Source organism: Massilia orientalis (genome assembly GCF_030411975.2).
GTDB classification, from domain to species: Bacteria; Pseudomonadota; Gammaproteobacteria; order Burkholderiales; family Burkholderiaceae_D; genus Telluria; species Telluria orientalis.
The window spans coordinates 319338-337733 of sequence record NZ_JASNRB020000001.1; the positions used below are offsets into that span (position 1 = coordinate 319338).

An 18396-nucleotide genomic window follows, 5' to 3' on the forward strand; every position below is an offset into this window, starting at 1 on the left:
AGAGACACCATCATGACCCAGCACTATCCACGTGACCTCGCCGGCTATGGCCGCGAGCAACCGTACGCCGACTGGCCGGGCCGCGCCCGTGTCGCCGTGCAGTTCGTCCTGAACTATGAGGAAGGCGGCGAGAACAGCGTGCTGCACGGCGACGCCGGCAGCGAGCAATTCCTGTCCGAGATGTTCAACCCGGCCTCGTTCCCGGCCCGCCACCTGTCGATGGAAAGCATCTACGAATACGGCTCGCGGGTGGGCGTCTGGCGCATCCTGCGCGAATTCGAGAAGCGCGGGCTGCCGCTGACGATCTTCGGCGTCGGCATGGCGCTGGAACGCTCTCCGGACGTGACGGCCGCGTTCAAGGAACTGGGCCACGAGATCGCGTGCCACGGCCACCGCTGGATCAGCTACCAGAACGTCGACGAAGCGACGGAACGCGCGGACATGGCGCGCGGCATGGAAGCCATCGAACGCCTGACGGGCGAACGGGCACTGGGCTGGTACACGGGCCGCGACAGCCCCAACACGCGCCGCCTCGTCGCCGACTACGGCGGCTTCGAATACGACAGCGACTACTACGGCGACGACCTGCCGTTCTGGCTGAAGGTCCGCAAGACCGACGGCACGCAGGCCCCGCAACTGGTCGTGCCGTACACGCTGGACACGAACGACATGCGCTTCGCCCTGCCGCAAGGCTTTTCGCACGGCGACCCGTTCCTCGCCTACCTGCGCGACGCGTTCGACGTGCACTACCAGGAAGGCGGCGAGCGCCCCTCGATTCTCAGCATCGGCATGCACTGCCGCCTGCTGGGCCGTCCGGGACGCTTCCGCGCGCTGCAGCGCTTCCTCGACTACATCGAACAGCACGACCGCGTGTGGGTCACGCGCCGCATCGACATCGCGCGCCACTGGAAGAGCGTGCATCCCTACAACCCCGACACCGCATTCGCGTGGGAGTAATCACAATGTTAACGCTGGAGACACTCAACGCCGCCGACGAAGCGGGCTTCACCGCCCTGCTGGACGGCGTCTACGAACACTCGCCCTGGATCGCCGCGCGCGCCTGGGCCAAGCGCCCGTTCGCCACGCTGGCGCAACTGAAGCGCGGCCTCGTCGAAGCCGTGCGCGAAGCGTCGCGTGAAGAACAACTGGGCCTGATCCGCGCCCACCCGGAGCTCGCCGGCAAGGCGATGGTCAGCAAGACGCTGACGGCCGAATCGACGAACGAACAGAACAAGGCCGGCCTGACGAATTGCACGCCGGAGGAATTCGCGAACATCCAGCAACTGAACGCCGACTACAACGCCAGGTTCGGCTTCCCGTTCATCCTCGCCGTGCGCGGTCCGCGCGGCCTGGGCCTGCAAAAGGCGGAGATCATCGCCACGTTCGCGCGCCGCCTGGCCAATGGCCCGGACTTCGAATTCGCGGAAGCGCTGCGCAACATCCACCGCATCGCCGAGATCCGCCTGGACGACAAGTTCGACCAGCATCCGGTCCTGGGCAACCTCGTGTGGGACTGGCATGAACAGCTGGCCGCCCACAGCGAACCCGGTTACGCCGAGCGCGGAGAGCTGTGCGTGACCTACCTGACCGACGCGCACCGCGCGGCCGCCGCGCAGCTCGCGGCATGGATGCGCGAAGACTGCGGCTTCGACGACGTCACGATCGACGCCGTCGGCAACGTGGTCGGCATCTATCATGGCGCCGATCCGGACGCGCAACGCCTGCTGACCGGCTCGCACTACGACACCGTGCGCAACGGCGGCAAGTACGACGGCCGCCTGGGCATCCTCGTGCCGATGGCCTGCGTGCGCGAACTGCACCGCCAGGGCAAGCGCCTGTCGTACGGCATCGAAGTCGTCGGCTTCGCGGAAGAGGAAGGCCAGCGTTACAAGGCCGTGTTCCTCGGGTCGGGCGCGCTGTGCGGCGGTTTCGACACCAACTGGCTCGACCAGAAGGATGCGGACGGCGTCACGATGCGCGACGCGATTGCGCACGCGGGCCTCAACGTGGACGACATCGCGGCGTTGAAGCGCGATCCGTCCAGGTATCTCGGCTTCGTCGAGACGCACATCGAGCAGGGCCCGGTGCTGAATGACCTCGACCTGCCGCTGGGCGTCGTCACCTCGATCAACGGCAGCGTGCGATTCGTCGGCGAGATCGTCGGCGTCGCCAGCCACGCGGGCACCACGCCGATGACGATGCGCCGCGACGCGGCAGCCGCCGCGGCCGAGCTGGTGCTGTTCGCCGAGAAGCGCGGCGGCGCCGTGCCGGATCTCGTCGCCACCGTCGGCATGCTGGAGGTGCCGAACGGCTCGATCAACGTCGTGCCGGGACGCTGCCGCTTCTCGCTGGACGTGCGCGCCACGACCAATGAAGTGCGCGATGCCGCGGCCGCCGACATCCAGGCCGAACTGGCCGCGATCTGCGCCCGCCGCGGCCTGCAGTTCTCGCTGGAAGAAACGATGCGCGCCGCCGCCGCGCCATGCGCGACCGAATGGCGCCAGCGCTGGGAACGCGCCGTCGGGACGCTCGGCCTGCCGGTGTTCCGCATGCCCAGCGGCGCCGGCCACGACGCGATGAAGATCCACGACATCCTGCCGCAGGCCATGCTGTTCCTGCGCGGGCTGAATGCCGGCATCAGCCACAACCCGCTCGAATCCATCACCAACGACGACGCCGACCTGTGCGTCAAGGCCTTCCAGGCCCTTCTCGACCAACTCGCCACGGAATTCTGACATGACCACGACCGCCAACAACAACACCGCCGCGCCCTACGAAGCGCTGGATGCCTGGATCGACGCCCACTTCGACGAGGAAGTGCGCTTCCTGCAGGAGCTCGTGCGCGTGCCGACCGACACCCCGCCGGGCAACAACGCGCCGCACGCCGAGCGCGCCGCCGACCTCCTGAAGGCATTCGGCTTCGAGGCCGAGAAGCATTCGGTCCCGGCGCCGACCGTCAAGGCGGCCGGCCTGGAGACGATCACGAACCTGATCGTGCGCCGCAAGTACGGCGCCGGCCGCACCGTCGCGATGAACGCCCACGGCGACGTGGTGCCGCCGGGCGAAGGCTGGACGCATGATCCGTACGGCGGCGAAGTCGTCGACGGCCAGCTGTTCGGCCGCGCGTCCGCCGTCAGCAAATGCGATTTCGCCACCTTCACGTTCGCGACCCGCGCCCTGGAAGCACTGGGCGCCCCGCTGAAGGGCGGTGTCGAACTGTACTTCACCTACGACGAGGAATTCGGCGGCGAACTGGGCCCGGGCTGGCTGTTGCAGCAAGGCCTCGTCAAGCCCGACCTCCTGATCGCCGCGGGCTTCAGCTACCAGGTCGTCACCGCGCACAACGGCTGCCTGCAGATGGAAGTGACGGTCAACGGCAAGATGGGCCACGCGGCGGTGCCGGAAACGGGCGTCGACGCGCTGCAGGCCGCGACCCGCATCCTCGTCGCGCTGTACGACCAGAACACGCAATATAAAAAGGTGAAGAGCCAGGTCAAGGGCATCAACCACCCGTACCTGAACGTGGGCCTGATCGAAGGCGGCACCAACACGAACGTCGTGCCGGGCAAGGTCGTGCTGAAGCTCGACCGCCGCATGATCCCGGAAGAGAACCCGCTTGACGTCGAAGCGACGATCCGCAAGGTGATCCAGGACGCCGTCGCCGACTGCCAGGGCATCACCATCGAGATCAAGCGCATGCTGCTGGCGAACGCGCTGCAGCCGCTGGACGGCAACCGGCCGCTGGTCGACGCGCTGTCGCGCCATGCCACCAGCGTGTTCGGCGAAGAGATCGGCGCGGCCGGCACGCCGCTGTACACGGACGCGCGCCTGTTCGGCGAAGCGGGTGTTCCGGCCGTGCTGTACGGCTGCGGTCCGCGCACGGTCGGCGAGAGCAACGCCAAGCGCGCCGACGAACACATCGACCTGGAAGACCTGCGCCGCGCGACCAAGGTCGTGGCGCGGACGCTGTTCGACCTGCTCGACTAAGTCTTCCTCCGCCCTCGCGGCAACGGGCGCTTCGGCGCCCGTTCTTCATTGTCCCGCGAACGTCGCCAGGTAGCGCGCCGGTATCTCGACGGGTACGATCTGGCCCATCAACGTGGCCACGAGCAGCCCCGCGACGACGAGCCCGGCGCACGCGAAGCCGGCGACGACCGCCCTGCCCCGCCGCAGCGCACACCCGACGTGGACGAACAGCGCGGCCCCCGCCAGGAAATAGTAGGGCGCGAAGAACAGCACGAACGGCCACACGTGCAGGCCGGCCGCCGCGAAATGGAAATTCGTATCGAGCCCGCCCGCGCGCCCCGCCAGCACGGCCGCCACGTGGATCGCGAGGAACAACGCGACGTACGCGCCGGATCCCGCCTGCAGCCACGCGAGCACGCCGCGCCGCCGCTGCCGCCCCGTCCACAGCATGCGCAGCCCGCTCGCCGCCTGCAGCACCACGCATGCAAGCAGTACGGCTTCCACGACCGGCTGCCGGTACACGCGGCGCGTGGCGTCCATGAAGCGGACATGGGCATCGACGCCGGCCAGCGCCGCCAGGTGATTCGCCACGTGCACCACCAAAAACACCGCGAGCACGGCGCCCGCGGCCCGGTGCAGGCGGCGCGGCGCGATCATCAGCTACGCGCCGTGAGGCGCAGCGTGAGCGGCGTCTCCGGCCTCAGCGTGATGTTGAAGACGGGCTTCGGCGGCGCCATCCCGGCCGGCGCCTCGACCATGTACCGCTGCAGGAACATCGCGGCCAGCAGCGTCATCTCCGCCAGCGCGAGATGCTGGCCCAGGCACACGCGCGGGCCCGTCCCGAACGGCATGAAGGCGCCGCGCGGGATGGCCGGCGCGCCGGGCGCGAAACGCTCGGGGCGGAACGCATCCGGTTGCTGGAACCAGCGGGCGTCGTGATGCATCAGGTGCAGCGGTATGCCGAACATCGTCCGGGCCGGCAGCTGCCAGCCGCCCAGCGTGATCGGCCGCACCGACCGGCGCGTGATGAGTATGGGCGCGGCGGGATAGAGGCGCAGGGTCTCCTGCAAGGTGCGCCCCAGATAGTCCAGCGCGGGGAGGTCGGCGGCCGTGGGCAGCCTGCCCTCCAGGACGGCGTCGACCTCCGCGCGCGCGGCCGCCTGCGCGGACGGATTCGCGGCCATGCACCATGACCACCACGTCAGGGCCGCGGCCGTCGTCTCGTGGCCCGCCAGGAACGCCGACATGCACTCGTCGCGCACGGCCTTCAGGGGCCACGTGACCGGGTCGCCGACGTGCAGCGCCAGCAGGCGGGTGAGCAGGTCCTGCGGCCAGTCGGCCCGCGGCAGCGCCATGCGCGCCTGCACGTGGCCGTCGATCAGCCGGTCGAGCGTGGCGAGCGCGCGGCGCTTCCTTGCCTTCCAGGGCATCCAGTCGGGCCAGCTCCTTGGCCAATACATCTCGGCATTACCGGCGACGGCCACGTCGTGCACGGCCCGTTCGGCGTCGCGGGCGTCCGCCGCGATCCCGCTCGAGAACATCATCCGCACGATCACATCCATGCCCAGCGACGTGAAGGCGCTCTCGATCGCCCAGGCGGCGTCGGACCGCGGCCACTGCGCGAACGCGGCGTCGGCGGCATGCGCCATCGCGGGCAGGAAGGCCTGCACGGCCCTGGGCGTGAAGGCGGGCTGCAACGCGTGCCGCTTCGTGCGCCATGCGGCGCCTTCGGAGGTGAGCGTGCTGTGGCCATGCACTTGCGCGAACACCTCGATGGCGCGCTCCCAGCGCACCAGCGCGTCGTGATGGTCGACGAGCAGTTCACGCACCCGTTCGGGGTCGGTGACGACGATCTGGTGCTCGGGCCAGATCCGCAGGTGCACCATGCCGCCGTACTCGTCGCGCCAGGCGGACAATGCGCCGAGCAGGTCGCGCGACATCGCGCGCAGGAAGCGCCAGCCCGTCAGGCCGGAGGGCGGTCCGGGGGGCCAGGTGCCGGGTGGATGGGATGCCGGCGCGCTGCTCGCGGCGCCGGCGTGGAAGGGGCAGGAGGGGGGCGTGGTCGTTTTCATGCCTGGCATTCTCGGCCCGGCGCGCGAACCCGGTATTGAACGAAAACGACATCGACGATCAGTTGTCACGCCGAACCGGCAGCTTCTATACTGTCGGGAATGACGTCAATCTTTCGACCCGTCGCGGCGCTGGTGGCAGCCGTCGCCTGCATCCACCCCGCCCACGCGGCGCCCGTGGACAAGGCACCCGTGCTCGACCTGCCGCACGCCAGCTGGACGGCCCGCGAGGGCGCGCCCTCCAACATCACCGGCATCGCGCAGACCCCGGACGGCTGGATCTGGATCGGCAGCACGTCCGGCCTGTACAAATTCGATGGCGTGCGCTTCCTGCGCGCGGCAGGCAGCGAGGCGCCGCTGTCGTCGAACGTGGCCGGCATCGGCGTGCTGCCCGATGGCCGGATGTGGGTCGGCTACAAGTACGGCGGCGTGAGCCTGATGGCGGACGGCCGCATGCGCCACTACCCCGGCGGCAAGGCGGGAGGACCGGCCGGCTCGGTCTTTGCCGCCGCGCGCGACGCTGGCGGCCGCCTGTGGCTCGCCACCGGCCGCGGCCTGCTCGTCCTGGGCGCCGATGGCCGCTGGCAGCCATGCGATCCCGCGCTCGGGGTGCCCGACAGCGGGTTCGCGTCCCTGCTGGCGGACCGCGACGGCACGCTGTGGGCCGGCGGCACCTCCGGCGTGTTCGTGCTGCCGAAGGGAGGCGCCCGCTTCGAATTGCTCACACCCCTGTCGACCTTGTTGCCGCTGGTCGTCCACCCGGACGGCAGCATCTGGGCGACGGACGAGGCGCGCTCCGCGCTGCGCATGCTGGCCGGCCCGGCGCGCGGAACGCCGTCCGCGTGGGATGTGCCGAACGGCGCGACCCTGTTCGCCTTCGACCGCGACGGCCATGCCTGGGTGGCCGACGGCGCGGGCATCGTGCGCGGCGCGGCGGACGGCCGGCTCGGGCGCATGTGGGCCGAGCACGGGCTCTCCGGACGCAAGGTGCAGGCCGTGTTCGAGGACCGCGAACGCAACGTCTGGGTCGGCACCGAGAGCGGCCTCGACCGCTTCCGCGCGCCGCGCGTGCGGGCCGAGGCGCTGTCGGGCGATGCCGCGTCGGACGCGCTGCCGCTCGCGGGCGGCGCGGGCGCCGGCGTATGGGCCGGCCATGCGTGGCTCGCCGCCCCCGGCGCGCCCGCGCGCGACTACGGCCACGCGCCGCCCGGCGTGAACGACACGATCACCGCTTTGTACCGGGGCCCGGCGGGGGACGTCTGGGCCGCCGGCTTCGGCGGACTGTGGAGCGTGCGGCCGGACGGCTCGGGATGGCGCCGCCTGCATCCCGGCATCGATGGCCCGGCCACCACCTACGCGATGGCGCAGGACAGCGCCGGCACATTGTGGATGGCGCTGGGCCGGCGCGGCGTCGCGGCCTGGCGCGAGGGACGGTGGATCGCCGGGGGCGGCATCGCGGCACTGGAGACCTACGCGGCGGCTACCGTCGCGGCGGACCGGCGCGGGCGGGTCTGGTTCGGCTCCGTGGGCGACGACCTCGTCCTCCTCGACGGCGGCCAGATACGGCATTACGGCCGCGCGGACGGCCTCACGGTCGGTACCGTCGTCCAGATCCTGCCGGCCGGCGCCGGCGCCTGGATCGGCGGCGAGAATGGGCTCATGCATTTCGACGGCACCCGCTTCACGCCCGTCGCGGGCCGCAACGGCGAGCCGTTCGCCGGCATCACGGGCATGGTGTTCGCGCGCGACGGCACCCTGTGGCTCAACGGCGCCGGCGGCATTTCCAGCATCACGCCGGCCGAACAGCAACAGGTGTTGCGCGAGCCCGGGTACGCCGTCTCCTACGGCCGGCTCGATTACCGCGACGGCCTGCGCGGCACGGCCGGGGCGATCATCCCGGTGCCGTCCGCGACCCGCAGCGACGACGGCACGCTGTGGTTCACCACGATTGGCGGCGTCTACGGCTTCGACCCGGCCGCGCTGCCGCGCAATACCCTGGTGCCGCCCGTCGTCATCACGGGCCTGAAGTCCGGCGCGACCGCGTTCGCGGCCAGCGACGGCATGCGCCTGCCGGCGGGGACGGACACGCTGGACGTGGACTTCACCGCGCTCTCCTACCGCGAGCCCGGGCGCGTGGCCTTCCGCTACCGGCTCGACGGCGTCGACCACGACTGGCGCGACGGCGGCGAGCGGTCCGCCCACTACACCAATCTCGGGCCGGGCCACTACCGGTTCCGCGTGCTCGCGTCGAACGACGACGGCGTGTGGAACACGGAGGGCGCCGCGCTCGCGTTCGACATCGCCCCGAGCCTGACGCAGACCACCTGGTTCCGCGTCCTGTGCGTCGTGGCGGCGGTGGTCGTCGCATGGCGCCTGCAGTTGTTCTGGATGCGCCGGACCGCACGCCGGCTCGCCGTCCGCATGGGCGAACGGACCGCCGAACGCGAACGTATCGCGCGCGAACTGCACGACACGCTGCTGCAATCGATCCAGGGCCTGATGCTGCTGTTCTGGAGCACGGCCAGCCGGCTGACGGCGGACGCGCGCGCGCCGCTGGAAGCCGCCCTGGCGCGCGCCAATGGCGTCGTGGCCGAGGGCCGCGACCGCGTGGCCGGCCTGCGCACGTCCGCCGTGCCCGATGCCGACCTGGCGGGCGCGCTGCGCCGCTTCGCCGAACCGCTGGCCCGCGATGCCGGTATCGCCTTCCACCTGTATGCCGACGGCCGCGCGCGCAGGCTGCGCGAACCCGCCGCCGACGAAGCGTTCGCCATCGCCCGCGAAGCGCTGTGGAATGCGTTCACGCACGCGCGCGCACGTGCGGTCGACGTCACGCTGCAGTACGCGCCGTCGGCGCTGGTCGTCACGATCGCCGACAACGGCGTCGGCCTGCCGGACGATATCGACCTCGAACGCGGGCGCGACGGCCACTGGGGCATCCCCGGCCTGCGCGAGCGCGCCCGCACGCTGGGCGCGGCGCTGACGGTCCAGACGTCGCCCGGCGACGGCACGGCGTGGACGCTGCGCGTGCCGGCGCCGATCGCCTATGCCTGAACACCCGATCAAAGGAGCACTCACATGGATACCGCACCATTCGCCCACTGCGCCTGGCACAACGAACCGCCGGCGCACCGGATCGAAGACGGCACGCTGCATGTCGTCACCGGCGACCGCACGGATTTCTGGCGCATCACGGGCTATGGCTTCATCCGCGACAACGGCCACTTCTTCGGCGCGCCCGCCGCCGACGGATTCACGGCCCAGGTGCACGTACGCGCGGCGTTCGCCGAACTGTACGACCAGGCCGGCCTCATGGTCCGCATCGACGAGCAGCGCTGGATCAAGGTAGGTGTCGAGTTCTCGGACGGCCAGGCGCTGCTCAGCACCGTGCTGACGAACGGGACGTCCGACTGGGCCGTCGCGCCGGCGCCGGCGCTGCCCGACGGCTTCTGGCTGCGCGTGACCGTCGGCGCCGGCGTCATCCGCGTGCAGTACTCGGCGGACGGCACGACGTGGCCGATGCTGCGCCTGGCGCCCTTCCCGGCCGCGCCGCGCTATCTGGTGGGACCGATGTGCTGCACGCCGCAGCGCGCGGGGCTCGCCGTCGCGTTCAGCGACTTCACGCTGGGCCCCGCACTCGGCAAGGACCTGCACGACCTGAGCTGACTAGCCCGGAAACATCAGGCGCAGCAGATCGTCCGCCACGGCCTCGAGCTGGGCGACGTCGCGGTACACGCGCTCCAGCACCACCATGCCCCGCGTCGTCGTCGTGACGAGGCGCGCGGCCGCGGCGGGCGGCAATGCGAGCCGGCCGGCGGCATCGGGCTGCCCCAGGCGCTCCGCCAATGCCTGCTGCACATCGTCCAGCAGGCCGCGCAGCGCGGCCCGGATCGCATCGTCCATCGCCGTCTCGTCCGTCGCGGTCTTGGTCGTCAGGCAGCCGCGCGTCACCTCGTCGTCGTCGACGGCCGTCACCATGTCGATCGCCAGGCGCAGGTAGCGCCGCAGCGCTTCCTCGGCCGTGGGCGCGGCCAGCGCTTCGCGCAGGCTGTCCAGGTAGCGCGTGCGGTAACGCCCGAACACGCGCAGGAACAGCGCCTGCTTGTCGCCGTAAGCGTGGTACAGCGAACCGCGCAGGACACCGGTCGCCTGGGCGACGTCCTGCATGGACGTGGCACCGAACCCGCGCCGCCAGAACAGCAGCAGCGCGCGGTCGAGCACCTCGTCTTCATCGAATTGTTTTGTGCCTGCCATGCCTCGATTATCGGCATCCTTGACAGCCCTGTCAAGTTTGACTAACCTGTCAAACATGAACCCACAACAAGGATCCAGCATGGACACCACCCTCGACCGCGCCGCCGCCACGCGCGCCATTCTCGCCGGCCTGTGCGCCAGCCTGGTCGGCATCGGCCTCGCACGCTTCGCCTACACGCCTTTGATTCCGCCGCTGATCGAAGCGCACTGGTTCGCCGCGCAGGACGTCGTGTTCCTCGGCGCGGCCAACCTCGTCGGCTACCTGGCGGGCGCGCTCGCGGGCCGGCCGCTCGCCGCGCGCCTGGGCAGCCGGCGCACCCTGCAACTGATGATGGCCCTCGCCTCGCTCGCGTTCTTCGCCTGCGCCCTGCCCCTGTCCGTCGCCTGGTTCTTCGGGTGGCGCTTCCTGTCGGGCCTGTCCGGCGGCATCATCATGGTATTGGCCGCGCTGAGCATCCTGCCGCAGGTGCCGCCGGAGCGGCGCGGCGTGGCCAGCGGCGCGATCTTCCTGGGGCTCGGGCTCGGCATCGCGGCCTCGGGTACCGTCGTGCCGCTGCTGCTGAACGAAGGCCTCGCCGCCACCTGGGCCGGGCTGGGCGCGCTGTCGCTGCTGCTCACCCTCATCAGCTGGCGCTGGTGGCCGCAAGCGGCGGCGGCCGCGCCCGCGGCCAGCGCCGGCCGCGCGCCCGCGCACGCCGGCTTCGCGCTGAAACTGATCTATGCGCAGTACGCGCTGAAGGCCGTGGGCCTCGTGCCCATGATGGTGTTCCTCGTCGATTACATCGCCCGCGGCCTGCATCTGGGCAGCCATACGGCGGCGCTGTTCTGGGTCGTCTACGGCCTCGGCGCGACGGCCGGGCCGATGCTGTACGGCGTGCTGGGCGACCGCTTCGGCATCGGCACCGCGACGCGCATCGCGCTGGTCCTGCAGATCCTCGCCGCGGGCGTGCTGGTCCTCGCGCACGGCCTCGCCGGCCTGCTGGCGGCCACGTTCGTCATCGGCACCTACCCGCCCGGCATCGTCCCGCTGACCCTCGGCCGCATCCGCCATACCTTGCCGCAGGACGTGCCCGCGCAGGGTGCCGCCTGGAGCCGCGCGACGACGATCTTCGCCCTGTTCCAGGCGCTCGCGGGCTACGCGTATTCCTGGATCTTCGCGGCGACCGGCGGCGACCACCGGGTGCTGATGGAGATCGGCGCCGCGGCCCTCGCCGTCGCGCTGGTGTCGGACCTGCTGCTGGCGCGCGCGGCGTGGGCGCCGCTCGCCGGCGCGGCGGATCAGGCCGCGCGCCTGTCCACATCCGCGCCGGCCCGCAACGACCGCGGCGGCACGCAGGCCGGCCGCGCCAGGTAATAGCCCTGCACGTGGTCGATGCCGAGCTCGCGCACCTTCGCGAGTTCGGCTGCCGTCTCGATGCCCTCCGCGATCACCTGCGTGCCGCAGGCCCGTGCGATGTCCCGGATCGCGGCCAGGAACGCCTGCCGCACGGGGTCGCGGTCGATGCCGCGCACGAACACCATGTCGATCTTGACCCAGGCCGGCCGCAATTCGAGCCACAGGCGCAGCGACGCGAAACCGGCGCCCAGGTCGTCGATGGCGAGCGTGAAGCCGTGCCGGCCGAGCCGGCGCGCGACCCGGCGCAGGCGCGCAAAGTCGCCCACGGCCTGTTCCTCGGTGAGCTCGATGGCGACCCGGCTGCCGTCGATGCCGAGGCCGGCCAGCTCGCCGATGAGCGCGCGCGGCGCCAGCAGCGTCGCCGCGCTGGTGTTCGCGAACAGCCGGCCGGGCAACGCCAGCGCGGCGAAGCGCGACCAGACCGTGCGCAAACAGGCCCGTTCCAGCTCCGCCTGGCGGCCGGCGGCGCGCGCCGCGGCGAACAGCGCCGCCGGCATCTCCAGCGGCGATCCGGCCGGGCCGCGGATCAGGCCTTCGTACCCGACGATGTCGAGATCGCGGCTGGCGGCGATCGGCTGGAACACGGCCGCAAGCCGTCCTCCGCGCAGGATGTCGTCAAGGGAGTCGTTGGTCATGGCGTGCCCGTGGAGTGAAAGAATGCGTAGCCGGCCCCGCCGGCCTGCTTGGCGCGGTACATCGCGGTGTCGGCGTGGCGGAGCAGCGTGCGCGCGTCCATGCCGTCGTCCGGGAAGACGCTGACGCCGATGCTGCACGCGGCGGCGGCCGGCGCGCGCACGACGCGGTCGAGGATCGCGGCGATGTCGGCGCGCGCGGCGACGTCGGACAGCACGATGACGAATTCGTCGCCGCCGATGCGTGCGACCATGTCCTCGCCCCGCACCTGGCCCCTGAGCTGGCGCGCCAGGTCGACGAGGGCCTGGTCGCCCGCCTCGTGGCCTTGCGCGTCGTTGATCTGTTTGAGCTTGTCCATGTCGACGAACGCGACGCCCACGCGCAGGCCGGCGGCGCGCGCGGCGCGCAGGGCGCCGTCCAGGTGTTGCTGCAGGCCGGCGCGGTTGGGCAGGCCCGTCATGGCGTCGTGCGTGGCGAGGTGGCGGATGCGGCGCTCCGACCGCTTCCGCTCCGTGATGTCTTCCACCATCGCGATAAAGTACTGGGGCGTGCCGTCGGCAGCACGCGCGAGCGAGCTGTTGACGCTCACCCAGACCGGCGTCCCGTCCTTCCTGACGTAGCGCTTTTCGCGCGTCGTGTACGGGATGTCGCCATCGAGCAGGCGCCGGTACGCGAGCGCGTCGTTGTCGGTGTCGTCGGGGTGGGTGGTCTGCCGCACCGTCAGCGCGAGGAGTTCGGCTTCCGGATAGCCGACGATGGCGGCGAGCCGCGCGTTCACGCGGCTCCAGCGGCCGTCCAGCGTGACGTGGGCGAGGCCGATGGCGGCCTGGCTGAACGTGATGCCGCAGCGGGTGCTCGCGGCCCCCAGCTCGCTGGCCGTGCGCACCCGCGCGCTCGCGTCGCGCAGCGCCACGACGAGCAGGTCGCGCCCGGCCACGCGCGCGCGGGTGGCGCGCAGCGCGACCGGCACCGCGCCGCCATCGGCCCGTATGAAGCGATACGCGCCGTCCTCCGGCGGCGCCAGCAGCAGCGCGGCGGGTGTCGGCGTGCTGCCGTCCTCCGTGCGCAGGCGCCGGCAGATGGCGTCGAAGCCGATGCCGGGCAGCGCGGCGCCGTCGAGCTCCAGCAGCACGAGCGCGGGCGCGTTGATCTGGCGGACCCGCCACGTCCGGGTGTCGACCACCACCACGCCCTCGGCGCTGCCGTCCAGGGCGGCGCGGGCGAGCGCGAGCTCGTCTTCCAGTCGGGCAAGCCGCTCCGCCCCATCGGGTGCCATGGCTGTGCTTGAAAAAATTGCTACGGATGATGTCGACATGGTATGTTCATTGAGCTGAATCAAAAAAGGCCATGGTGACGATTATTGGGCACTTTGCCGACATAAAACAGATTCAGTTGCAGCGCGTTTTTCCATATCAGATGCAGACCGAAGGGATCCAATGAAGCGTTACGAGCTCCTGGCGGAAGAAATCGCCACGTCGATCAGGAGCGGCATGCTGGACGTCGGCGACCGCCTGCCGTCGGTGCGCCAGATCAGTACGAGCCGGGGCGTGTCGGTGTCGACCGTGTTCGAAGCCTATTATTTGCTGGAGGCGCGGGGCCTGATCCGGGCGCGCGAGCGGTCGGGCTATTACGTCACCGCGGGTAACACGAGGCTGCCGCCCGAGCCGGTCATCCACAGCAATTGCAGCACCGGCGCCCACCCGGTGCGCGTCAATGACCTCGTATTTTCGATCCTGGAATCGGCCAGGTCGCGCGACGTCGTGCCGCTGGCCTCGGCCTTTCCCAGCCCGCTGCTGTTCCCGCTGCCGCGCCTGGCCCGCTCGCTGGCGCGGGGCGCGGAAACGATGGACCCGTGGTCCACGGTGGACGCCATCACGCCCGGCAGCGCCACGCTGCGCCGCCAGATCGCGACGCGCTACCTGGCCGACGGCGCGCTCGTCCAGCCGGACGACGTCGTCATCACGAACGGCGCGCTGGAAGCGCTCAACCTGTGCCTGCAGGCGGTGACGCAGCCGGGCGACGCCGTGATCGTCGAATCGCCGACGTTCTACGGCGCGCTGCAGGCGCTGGAAAACCTGGGATTGCGGGCGATCGAGGTGCCGTCCTGCCCGCGCGACGGCATCTGCCTGGACCGTCTCGCCCAGGCCCTCGCCGCCGACAAGCCGGCCGCGTGCTGGCTCATGACGAACTTCCAGAATCCGCTCGGCAGCCTGATGCCCGACGCGAACAAGCGCGCCCTCGTCGACCTGCTGGCCGCGCACGGCGTGCCGCTGATCGAGGACGACGTGTACGGCGAGTTGTATTACGGGCCGCGCCGCCCGCTCCCCGCCAAGGCGTTCGACCAGGAAGGGCTCGTGCTGCACTGCTCGTCGTTCTCGAAATGCCTCGCGCCCGGCTACCGCCTGGGCTGGGCGCTGCCGGGCCGGTTCCGCGAACAGGTGGCGCGCCTGAAGCTCACGCGCACGCTGGCCGTCGCGGCGCCCGTGCAGGAAGGCCTGTCCGACTACCTGGCGCGCGGCGGCTACGACCGCCACCTGCGCCAGCTGCGCCACACGCTGGCGCTGCAGCAGACGGCGATGTCCGCCGCCGTGCTGCGCCATTTCCCGGCCGGGACCAGGGCCAGCCGGCCGGAAGGCGGCTACTTCCTGTGGGTGGAATTCCCGGCCGGCGTCGACGCGCTGTCGCTGCAGCGCGAAGCCTGCCTGCGCAACATCGGCGTGGCGCCCGGTCCGATGTTTTCCGCGCGGGGCGAGTTCCGCAATTGCATCCGCCTCAACTTCGGCCACCACTGGGATGCGAAGATCGAAGGGGCGATCGCCACGCTTGGCGCGCTCGCCGCGGCGCAACTGGATAGTCCGCGGCCGGCGCCCGCGATCGAGGAGCCGGGCCTGTCGGCGCTGGGCGCATGACGGCGGCCTGCCCCGATCCGCTGACGCGCGCGCCGCGGGCCGCGCCCGACGGCCCGCCGACCGACTGGCTCCGTCTGCCGCCGGCGTCGCTGCAGGGCGCGCTCGTCGCCGTCGTCGGGCGCGACGTCCGCAACGTGACCCTGGACGACGCCCAGCGACTGTCGCACTTCCCGTCGTCGCAGCTCGTGTCGCTGTCGTGGTACCGCGACATCGACGCGGGCCAGGTCTGCACGGAGGGCGGCGTGCCGGTGTGGCGGCCGTTCGGCACGGCGTGCGTGGTCGCCGGCACCCAGGCGCATCCCACCAGCTCGTGGGCGCCGACGACGGGCCGCGGCTGCATGGCCCTGTTCCAGGCGGATGCCGCGCAGGCGCTGTTCGGCCTGGACCTCGCGCGCGTGCAGGACCGCTTCGTGCCCGCCGCCGACGTCATGGGCCGCGAGTGGACGCGGCTGTGGGACGCGTTGCTGGCGAGCCGCGACGAAGACATGGTCGGCGTGTTCGAACACCATCTCGCGCGGCGCTGGCAGGCGCTGTCCGGCCGCGCCACGGACCAGCCGTCGCTGCGCCAGCTCGGCCGCAACTGGGTCGAGCGCCTCGCGTGGCAGGCGCACGAATGGCGGCGCGAGCACAGTCCGCGCCACGTGGAGCGCCGCATCAAGTCGTTCAGCGGCCGCTCGCTGCGCGAATGGCAGTCCATCGTGCGCACGGAAGGCCTGTTCTTCGCGGCGCGCGACCGCCACGACGCCGGCCAGCCGTTCGACTGGGCCACCATGGCGCTGGACGAAGGCTTTGCCGACCAGGCCCACATGACGCGCGCCGTGCGCCGCATCACCGGCTTCACCCCGACGGAGTTCGCGCGCCGCTTCGCCGAGGACGAATCGTTCTGGATGTACCGGCTGTGGGTGTGACCCGTCGGCCGACGCTCAGTTGAATGTGTAACGCACGCCGACGCGTACCGTGCGCGGCGCGCCGGGCGCGTAGAACGTCGAGTGTACGCGGTCCTCCTTGACGAAGCCGCCGTCCGCATCGAACCCGGTCGTCCCGAGCTGCGCCGCCGTCGCATAGCGCCGGTCGAACAGGTTGTCCACCTGGGCGAACACGCGCAGGCGCGGCGTCGCCTGGAACGCCGTGCCGAAGTCGAACACGGCATGGCCAGTCGTGGCGCCGCGGCCCAGCCAGTCCGTGCCGTCCGGGCGGTGCAAGCCGTTCTCGTTGCCGCGCGCCGTCGAGCCGGAGACCGCCAGCACGCCCAGTTCCGCCGACCACGCGGGCGTGACCTGCCATTCCGCGCGCGCCTTGAACACGTGGCGCGGCATCAGGGGGATGCGGTCGCCGGGACGGATCGCGATATTGCCGTCGGCATCCGCGCTGCTGTTGCCCGCGCCGCCCACGGTCTCGCCGCTTGCGAACGTCGCATGCAGGTACGTGTAATACGCGGAGACGGTCACCGGTCCGGCGCGGCCGTCGACGCCCAGCTCGACGCCCTGGCGCCGGGTGCGGCCGAAATTGCGGAAGTAGCCGAAGCCCGCCGCGTCGTCCGCGACGAACAGGATGTCGTCGTCGTTCGTCGCGCGGAACACGCTGGCGTTCCAGTGCATCCGGCCGATGGTGCCGCGCACGCCCGCTTCCCACGTGCGCGTGACGACCTGCTTCAGCGGCGGATCGCCCGCCATCGCGTTCGGCAGCTTGCAGGGATTCGCCGGATCGGCGCAGCCCAGTTCCACCGCCGTCGGCGTGCGGCTGCCTTCGTCGTAGCCGGCATAGACATTGAATGTGCGCGACGGCGCCCAGGTGATGCCGAGCGCCGGATTGAAGCGGCCGAAATGGTGGTCGCCGTCGAGCGAGCCGCTGCCGCCGCCCGGATGAATCCGGTCGCGGTTATGCACCGCCGTCCGGTTGTAGCGCCCGGACAGCGTCACGTGCAGGTCGTCGCGCAGGTCGATGGTATCCGTCGCGAAGACGCTCCACGTGCGCGTGCGGCCGACGAGATCGATGGCCATGTCGTCGTCGAACGTATTCACCGGCGTGACGCTGCGGTCCGCATGCAAGTCGCCATATTGCGCATCCTGGCGGAAGTCCGCGCGGCTCGCGTCGTACGCCGCGCCGACCGTCAGCCGGCCGGAGAACTCGGCCTGTCCGCTCAGCCCATGGTTCGACTGCGTGCTCGCGGTGCGGTTGACGATGGCGTCGAACAGCCCGTCGTCGTCGTCGTTCAAGTCGCCATTGAACGTGGTCGTGCGGATGTGGCGGTAATACGCGTTCCCGGACAACCGCACGTCGTCCGCCACCTTGCGGCTGCCCGTCACGTTGAGCAGCACGGCGCGGTTGCGCGTCACGTCCGGCTTCGTGTAGACGCTCGCGTAGTCCCGGTCGAGCAGCCGCTGCTCCTGCAGCCCGTTGCCGGCCAGGCGGCTGCCGGACAGCGCGATGCTCGCCGCCACGTCCGTAACGCCGTCGTGCCAGCCCGCCTTGCCGAACATCTGGCCGAGGCGCGTGGGCGAGTCGTCGCGCCAGCCGCCGTCGCGGAACGCCGTGCCGGTGACGTACCAGTGCAGGCCGCGGTCGTCGTGGCCGCCGTGCTCGAACACGATCTCGCCGCGGCCGTAGCTGCCGGCCTGCGCCTGCACGGCGCTGCCCGCATCGTGCAGGCCATCCTTCGTGCGGACGGCCAGCGCGCCGCCCAGCGTGTTCAGGCCGAACAGCGGATTCGAGCCCGGCATGAGGCTCAGCGTGGAGATGGCCGCGCGCGGAATCAGGTCCCAGCTGACGACGTCGCCGAACGGCTGGTTCATGCGCACGCCGTCCACGTAGACGGACAATCCCTGCGGCGTGCCCAGCAACGGCGACGCCGTGAAGCCGCGGTAGCTGACGTCCGGCTGGAATGGATTGCCCTGGATCTCGTTGACGAACACGCTGCCCAGGCGGCGGTTCAGGGCGGCCGGCAAGGTCGCGGCGGACGGGTCGTTCATGTCGTCGCCATCCAGCGCCTGGACGTTCGCGGGGATCCGCTCGCGCGCGACGCCCAGGCCCTGCAGCGGCGTCGTGCCGACGATTTCCACGATGGCGGGCGCCGGCTCGGCCGCGGCGATGCCGTGACAGAGTGCCGCGACGGCGGCGGCGAGTGCGGTGCGGGTCATATCGATGTCTCCTTGTGCTTTCTTTTGCACGAACT

General features: G+C 71.2%; 14 protein-coding genes. 8 read left to right on the top strand and 6 right to left on the bottom strand.

What is annotated here, in order from left to right; translation table 11 throughout:
* Nucleotides 1–12: 12 nt before the first annotated feature.
* Genes puuE through QPK29_RS01345 form a run of 3 tightly spaced genes read left to right on the top strand, consistent with a single transcriptional unit; the run spans nucleotide 13 to nucleotide 3987 of the window.
* Nucleotides 13–957 (top strand): allantoinase PuuE, encoded by a 945-nt coding sequence (gene puuE, locus QPK29_RS01335; protein ID WP_056125215.1) that lies wholly within the window; start codon nucleotides 13–15, stop codon nucleotides 955–957.
* 5 nt (nucleotides 958–962) lie between these two features.
* Nucleotides 963–2735 (top strand): 2-oxo-4-hydroxy-4-carboxy-5-ureidoimidazoline decarboxylase, encoded by a 1773-nt coding sequence (gene uraD, locus QPK29_RS01340; RefSeq protein WP_371769394.1) that lies wholly within the window; start codon nucleotides 963–965, stop codon nucleotides 2733–2735.
* Nucleotide 2736: 1 nt separating this feature from the next.
* Nucleotides 2737–3987: a M20 family metallopeptidase gene (locus QPK29_RS01345; RefSeq protein ID WP_371769395.1), complete on the top strand. Its 1251-nt coding sequence runs from the start codon at nucleotides 2737–2739 to the stop codon at nucleotides 3985–3987.
* A 45-nt stretch (nucleotides 3988–4032) separates the two neighbouring features.
* On the opposite strand, the gene QPK29_RS01350 is transcribed toward QPK29_RS01345, so the two are convergent.
* Together QPK29_RS01350 and QPK29_RS01355 are read right to left on the bottom strand one after the other, a co-directional pair.
* Nucleotides 4033–4623 carry a hypothetical protein gene (locus QPK29_RS01350; RefSeq protein WP_371769396.1) on the bottom strand — a complete coding sequence of 197 codons (591 nt, stop codon included), beginning with the start codon at nucleotides 4621–4623 and terminating at the stop codon, nucleotides 4033–4035.
* Nucleotides 4623–6038, bottom strand: a complete 1416-nt coding sequence (locus QPK29_RS01355; RefSeq protein ID WP_371769397.1) for a cytochrome P450 — start codon at nucleotides 6036–6038, stop codon at nucleotides 4623–4625. The genes QPK29_RS01350 and QPK29_RS01355 overlap by 1 nt, the downstream gene beginning before the upstream one ends.
* A 99-nt stretch (nucleotides 6039–6137) precedes the next feature.
* On the opposite strand from QPK29_RS01355, the gene QPK29_RS01360 reads away from it, so the two are divergent.
* Nucleotides 6138–9086 carry a sensor histidine kinase gene (locus tag QPK29_RS01360; RefSeq protein WP_371769398.1) on the top strand — a complete coding sequence of 983 codons (2949 nt, stop codon included), beginning with the start codon at nucleotides 6138–6140 and terminating at the stop codon, nucleotides 9084–9086.
* 24 nt (nucleotides 9087–9110) lie between these two features.
* A complete protein-coding gene (locus QPK29_RS01365; protein ID WP_056124809.1) occupies nucleotides 9111–9698 on the top strand; it encodes a DUF1349 domain-containing protein in 588 nt (195 codons plus the stop codon).
* On the opposite strand, the gene QPK29_RS01370 is transcribed toward QPK29_RS01365, so the two are convergent.
* Nucleotides 9699–10286 carry a TetR/AcrR family transcriptional regulator gene (locus QPK29_RS01370; RefSeq protein ID WP_056124812.1) on the bottom strand — a complete coding sequence of 196 codons (588 nt, stop codon included), beginning with the start codon at nucleotides 10284–10286 and terminating at the stop codon, nucleotides 9699–9701.
* Nucleotides 10287–10365: 79 nt separating this feature from the next.
* On the opposite strand from QPK29_RS01370, the gene QPK29_RS01375 reads away from it, so the two are divergent.
* Nucleotides 10366–11640 (top strand): YbfB/YjiJ family MFS transporter, encoded by a 1275-nt coding sequence (locus QPK29_RS01375; RefSeq protein ID WP_371769399.1) that lies wholly within the window; start codon nucleotides 10366–10368, stop codon nucleotides 11638–11640.
* Here QPK29_RS01375 and QPK29_RS01380 read toward each other — a convergent pair.
* Together QPK29_RS01380 and QPK29_RS01385 are read right to left on the bottom strand one after the other, a co-directional pair.
* Nucleotides 11565–12317 (bottom strand): EAL domain-containing protein, encoded by a 753-nt coding sequence (locus tag QPK29_RS01380; RefSeq protein WP_160407962.1) that lies wholly within the window; start codon nucleotides 12315–12317, stop codon nucleotides 11565–11567. The two genes, QPK29_RS01375 and QPK29_RS01380, sit on opposite strands and share 76 nt — an antisense overlap.
* Entirely contained in the window at nucleotides 12314–13591 is a 1278-nt protein-coding gene (locus QPK29_RS01385; RefSeq protein ID WP_371769400.1) for a diguanylate cyclase domain-containing protein, read from the bottom strand. Before QPK29_RS01385 ends, QPK29_RS01380 begins: the two co-directional genes overlap by 4 nt.
* Nucleotides 13592–13751: 160 nt before the next feature.
* Here QPK29_RS01385 and QPK29_RS01390 point away from each other — a divergent pair, with 160 nt between their 5' ends.
* A complete protein-coding gene (locus QPK29_RS01390) occupies nucleotides 13752–15224 on the top strand; it encodes an aminotransferase-like domain-containing protein (protein ID WP_056124820.1) in 1473 nt (490 codons plus the stop codon).
* The gene (locus QPK29_RS01395) at nucleotides 15221–16132 is read left to right on the top strand and encodes a helix-turn-helix transcriptional regulator (RefSeq protein ID WP_371769401.1); all 912 of its coding nucleotides are present in this window, start codon (nucleotides 15221–15223) and stop codon (nucleotides 16130–16132) included. Before QPK29_RS01390 ends, QPK29_RS01395 begins: the two co-directional genes overlap by 4 nt.
* 15 nt (nucleotides 16133–16147) lie before the next feature.
* On the opposite strand, the gene QPK29_RS01400 is transcribed toward QPK29_RS01395, so the two are convergent.
* Entirely contained in the window at nucleotides 16148–18361 is a 2214-nt protein-coding gene (locus QPK29_RS01400; protein ID WP_371769402.1) for a TonB-dependent receptor, read from the bottom strand.
* Nucleotides 18362–18396: the final 35 nt, after the last annotated feature.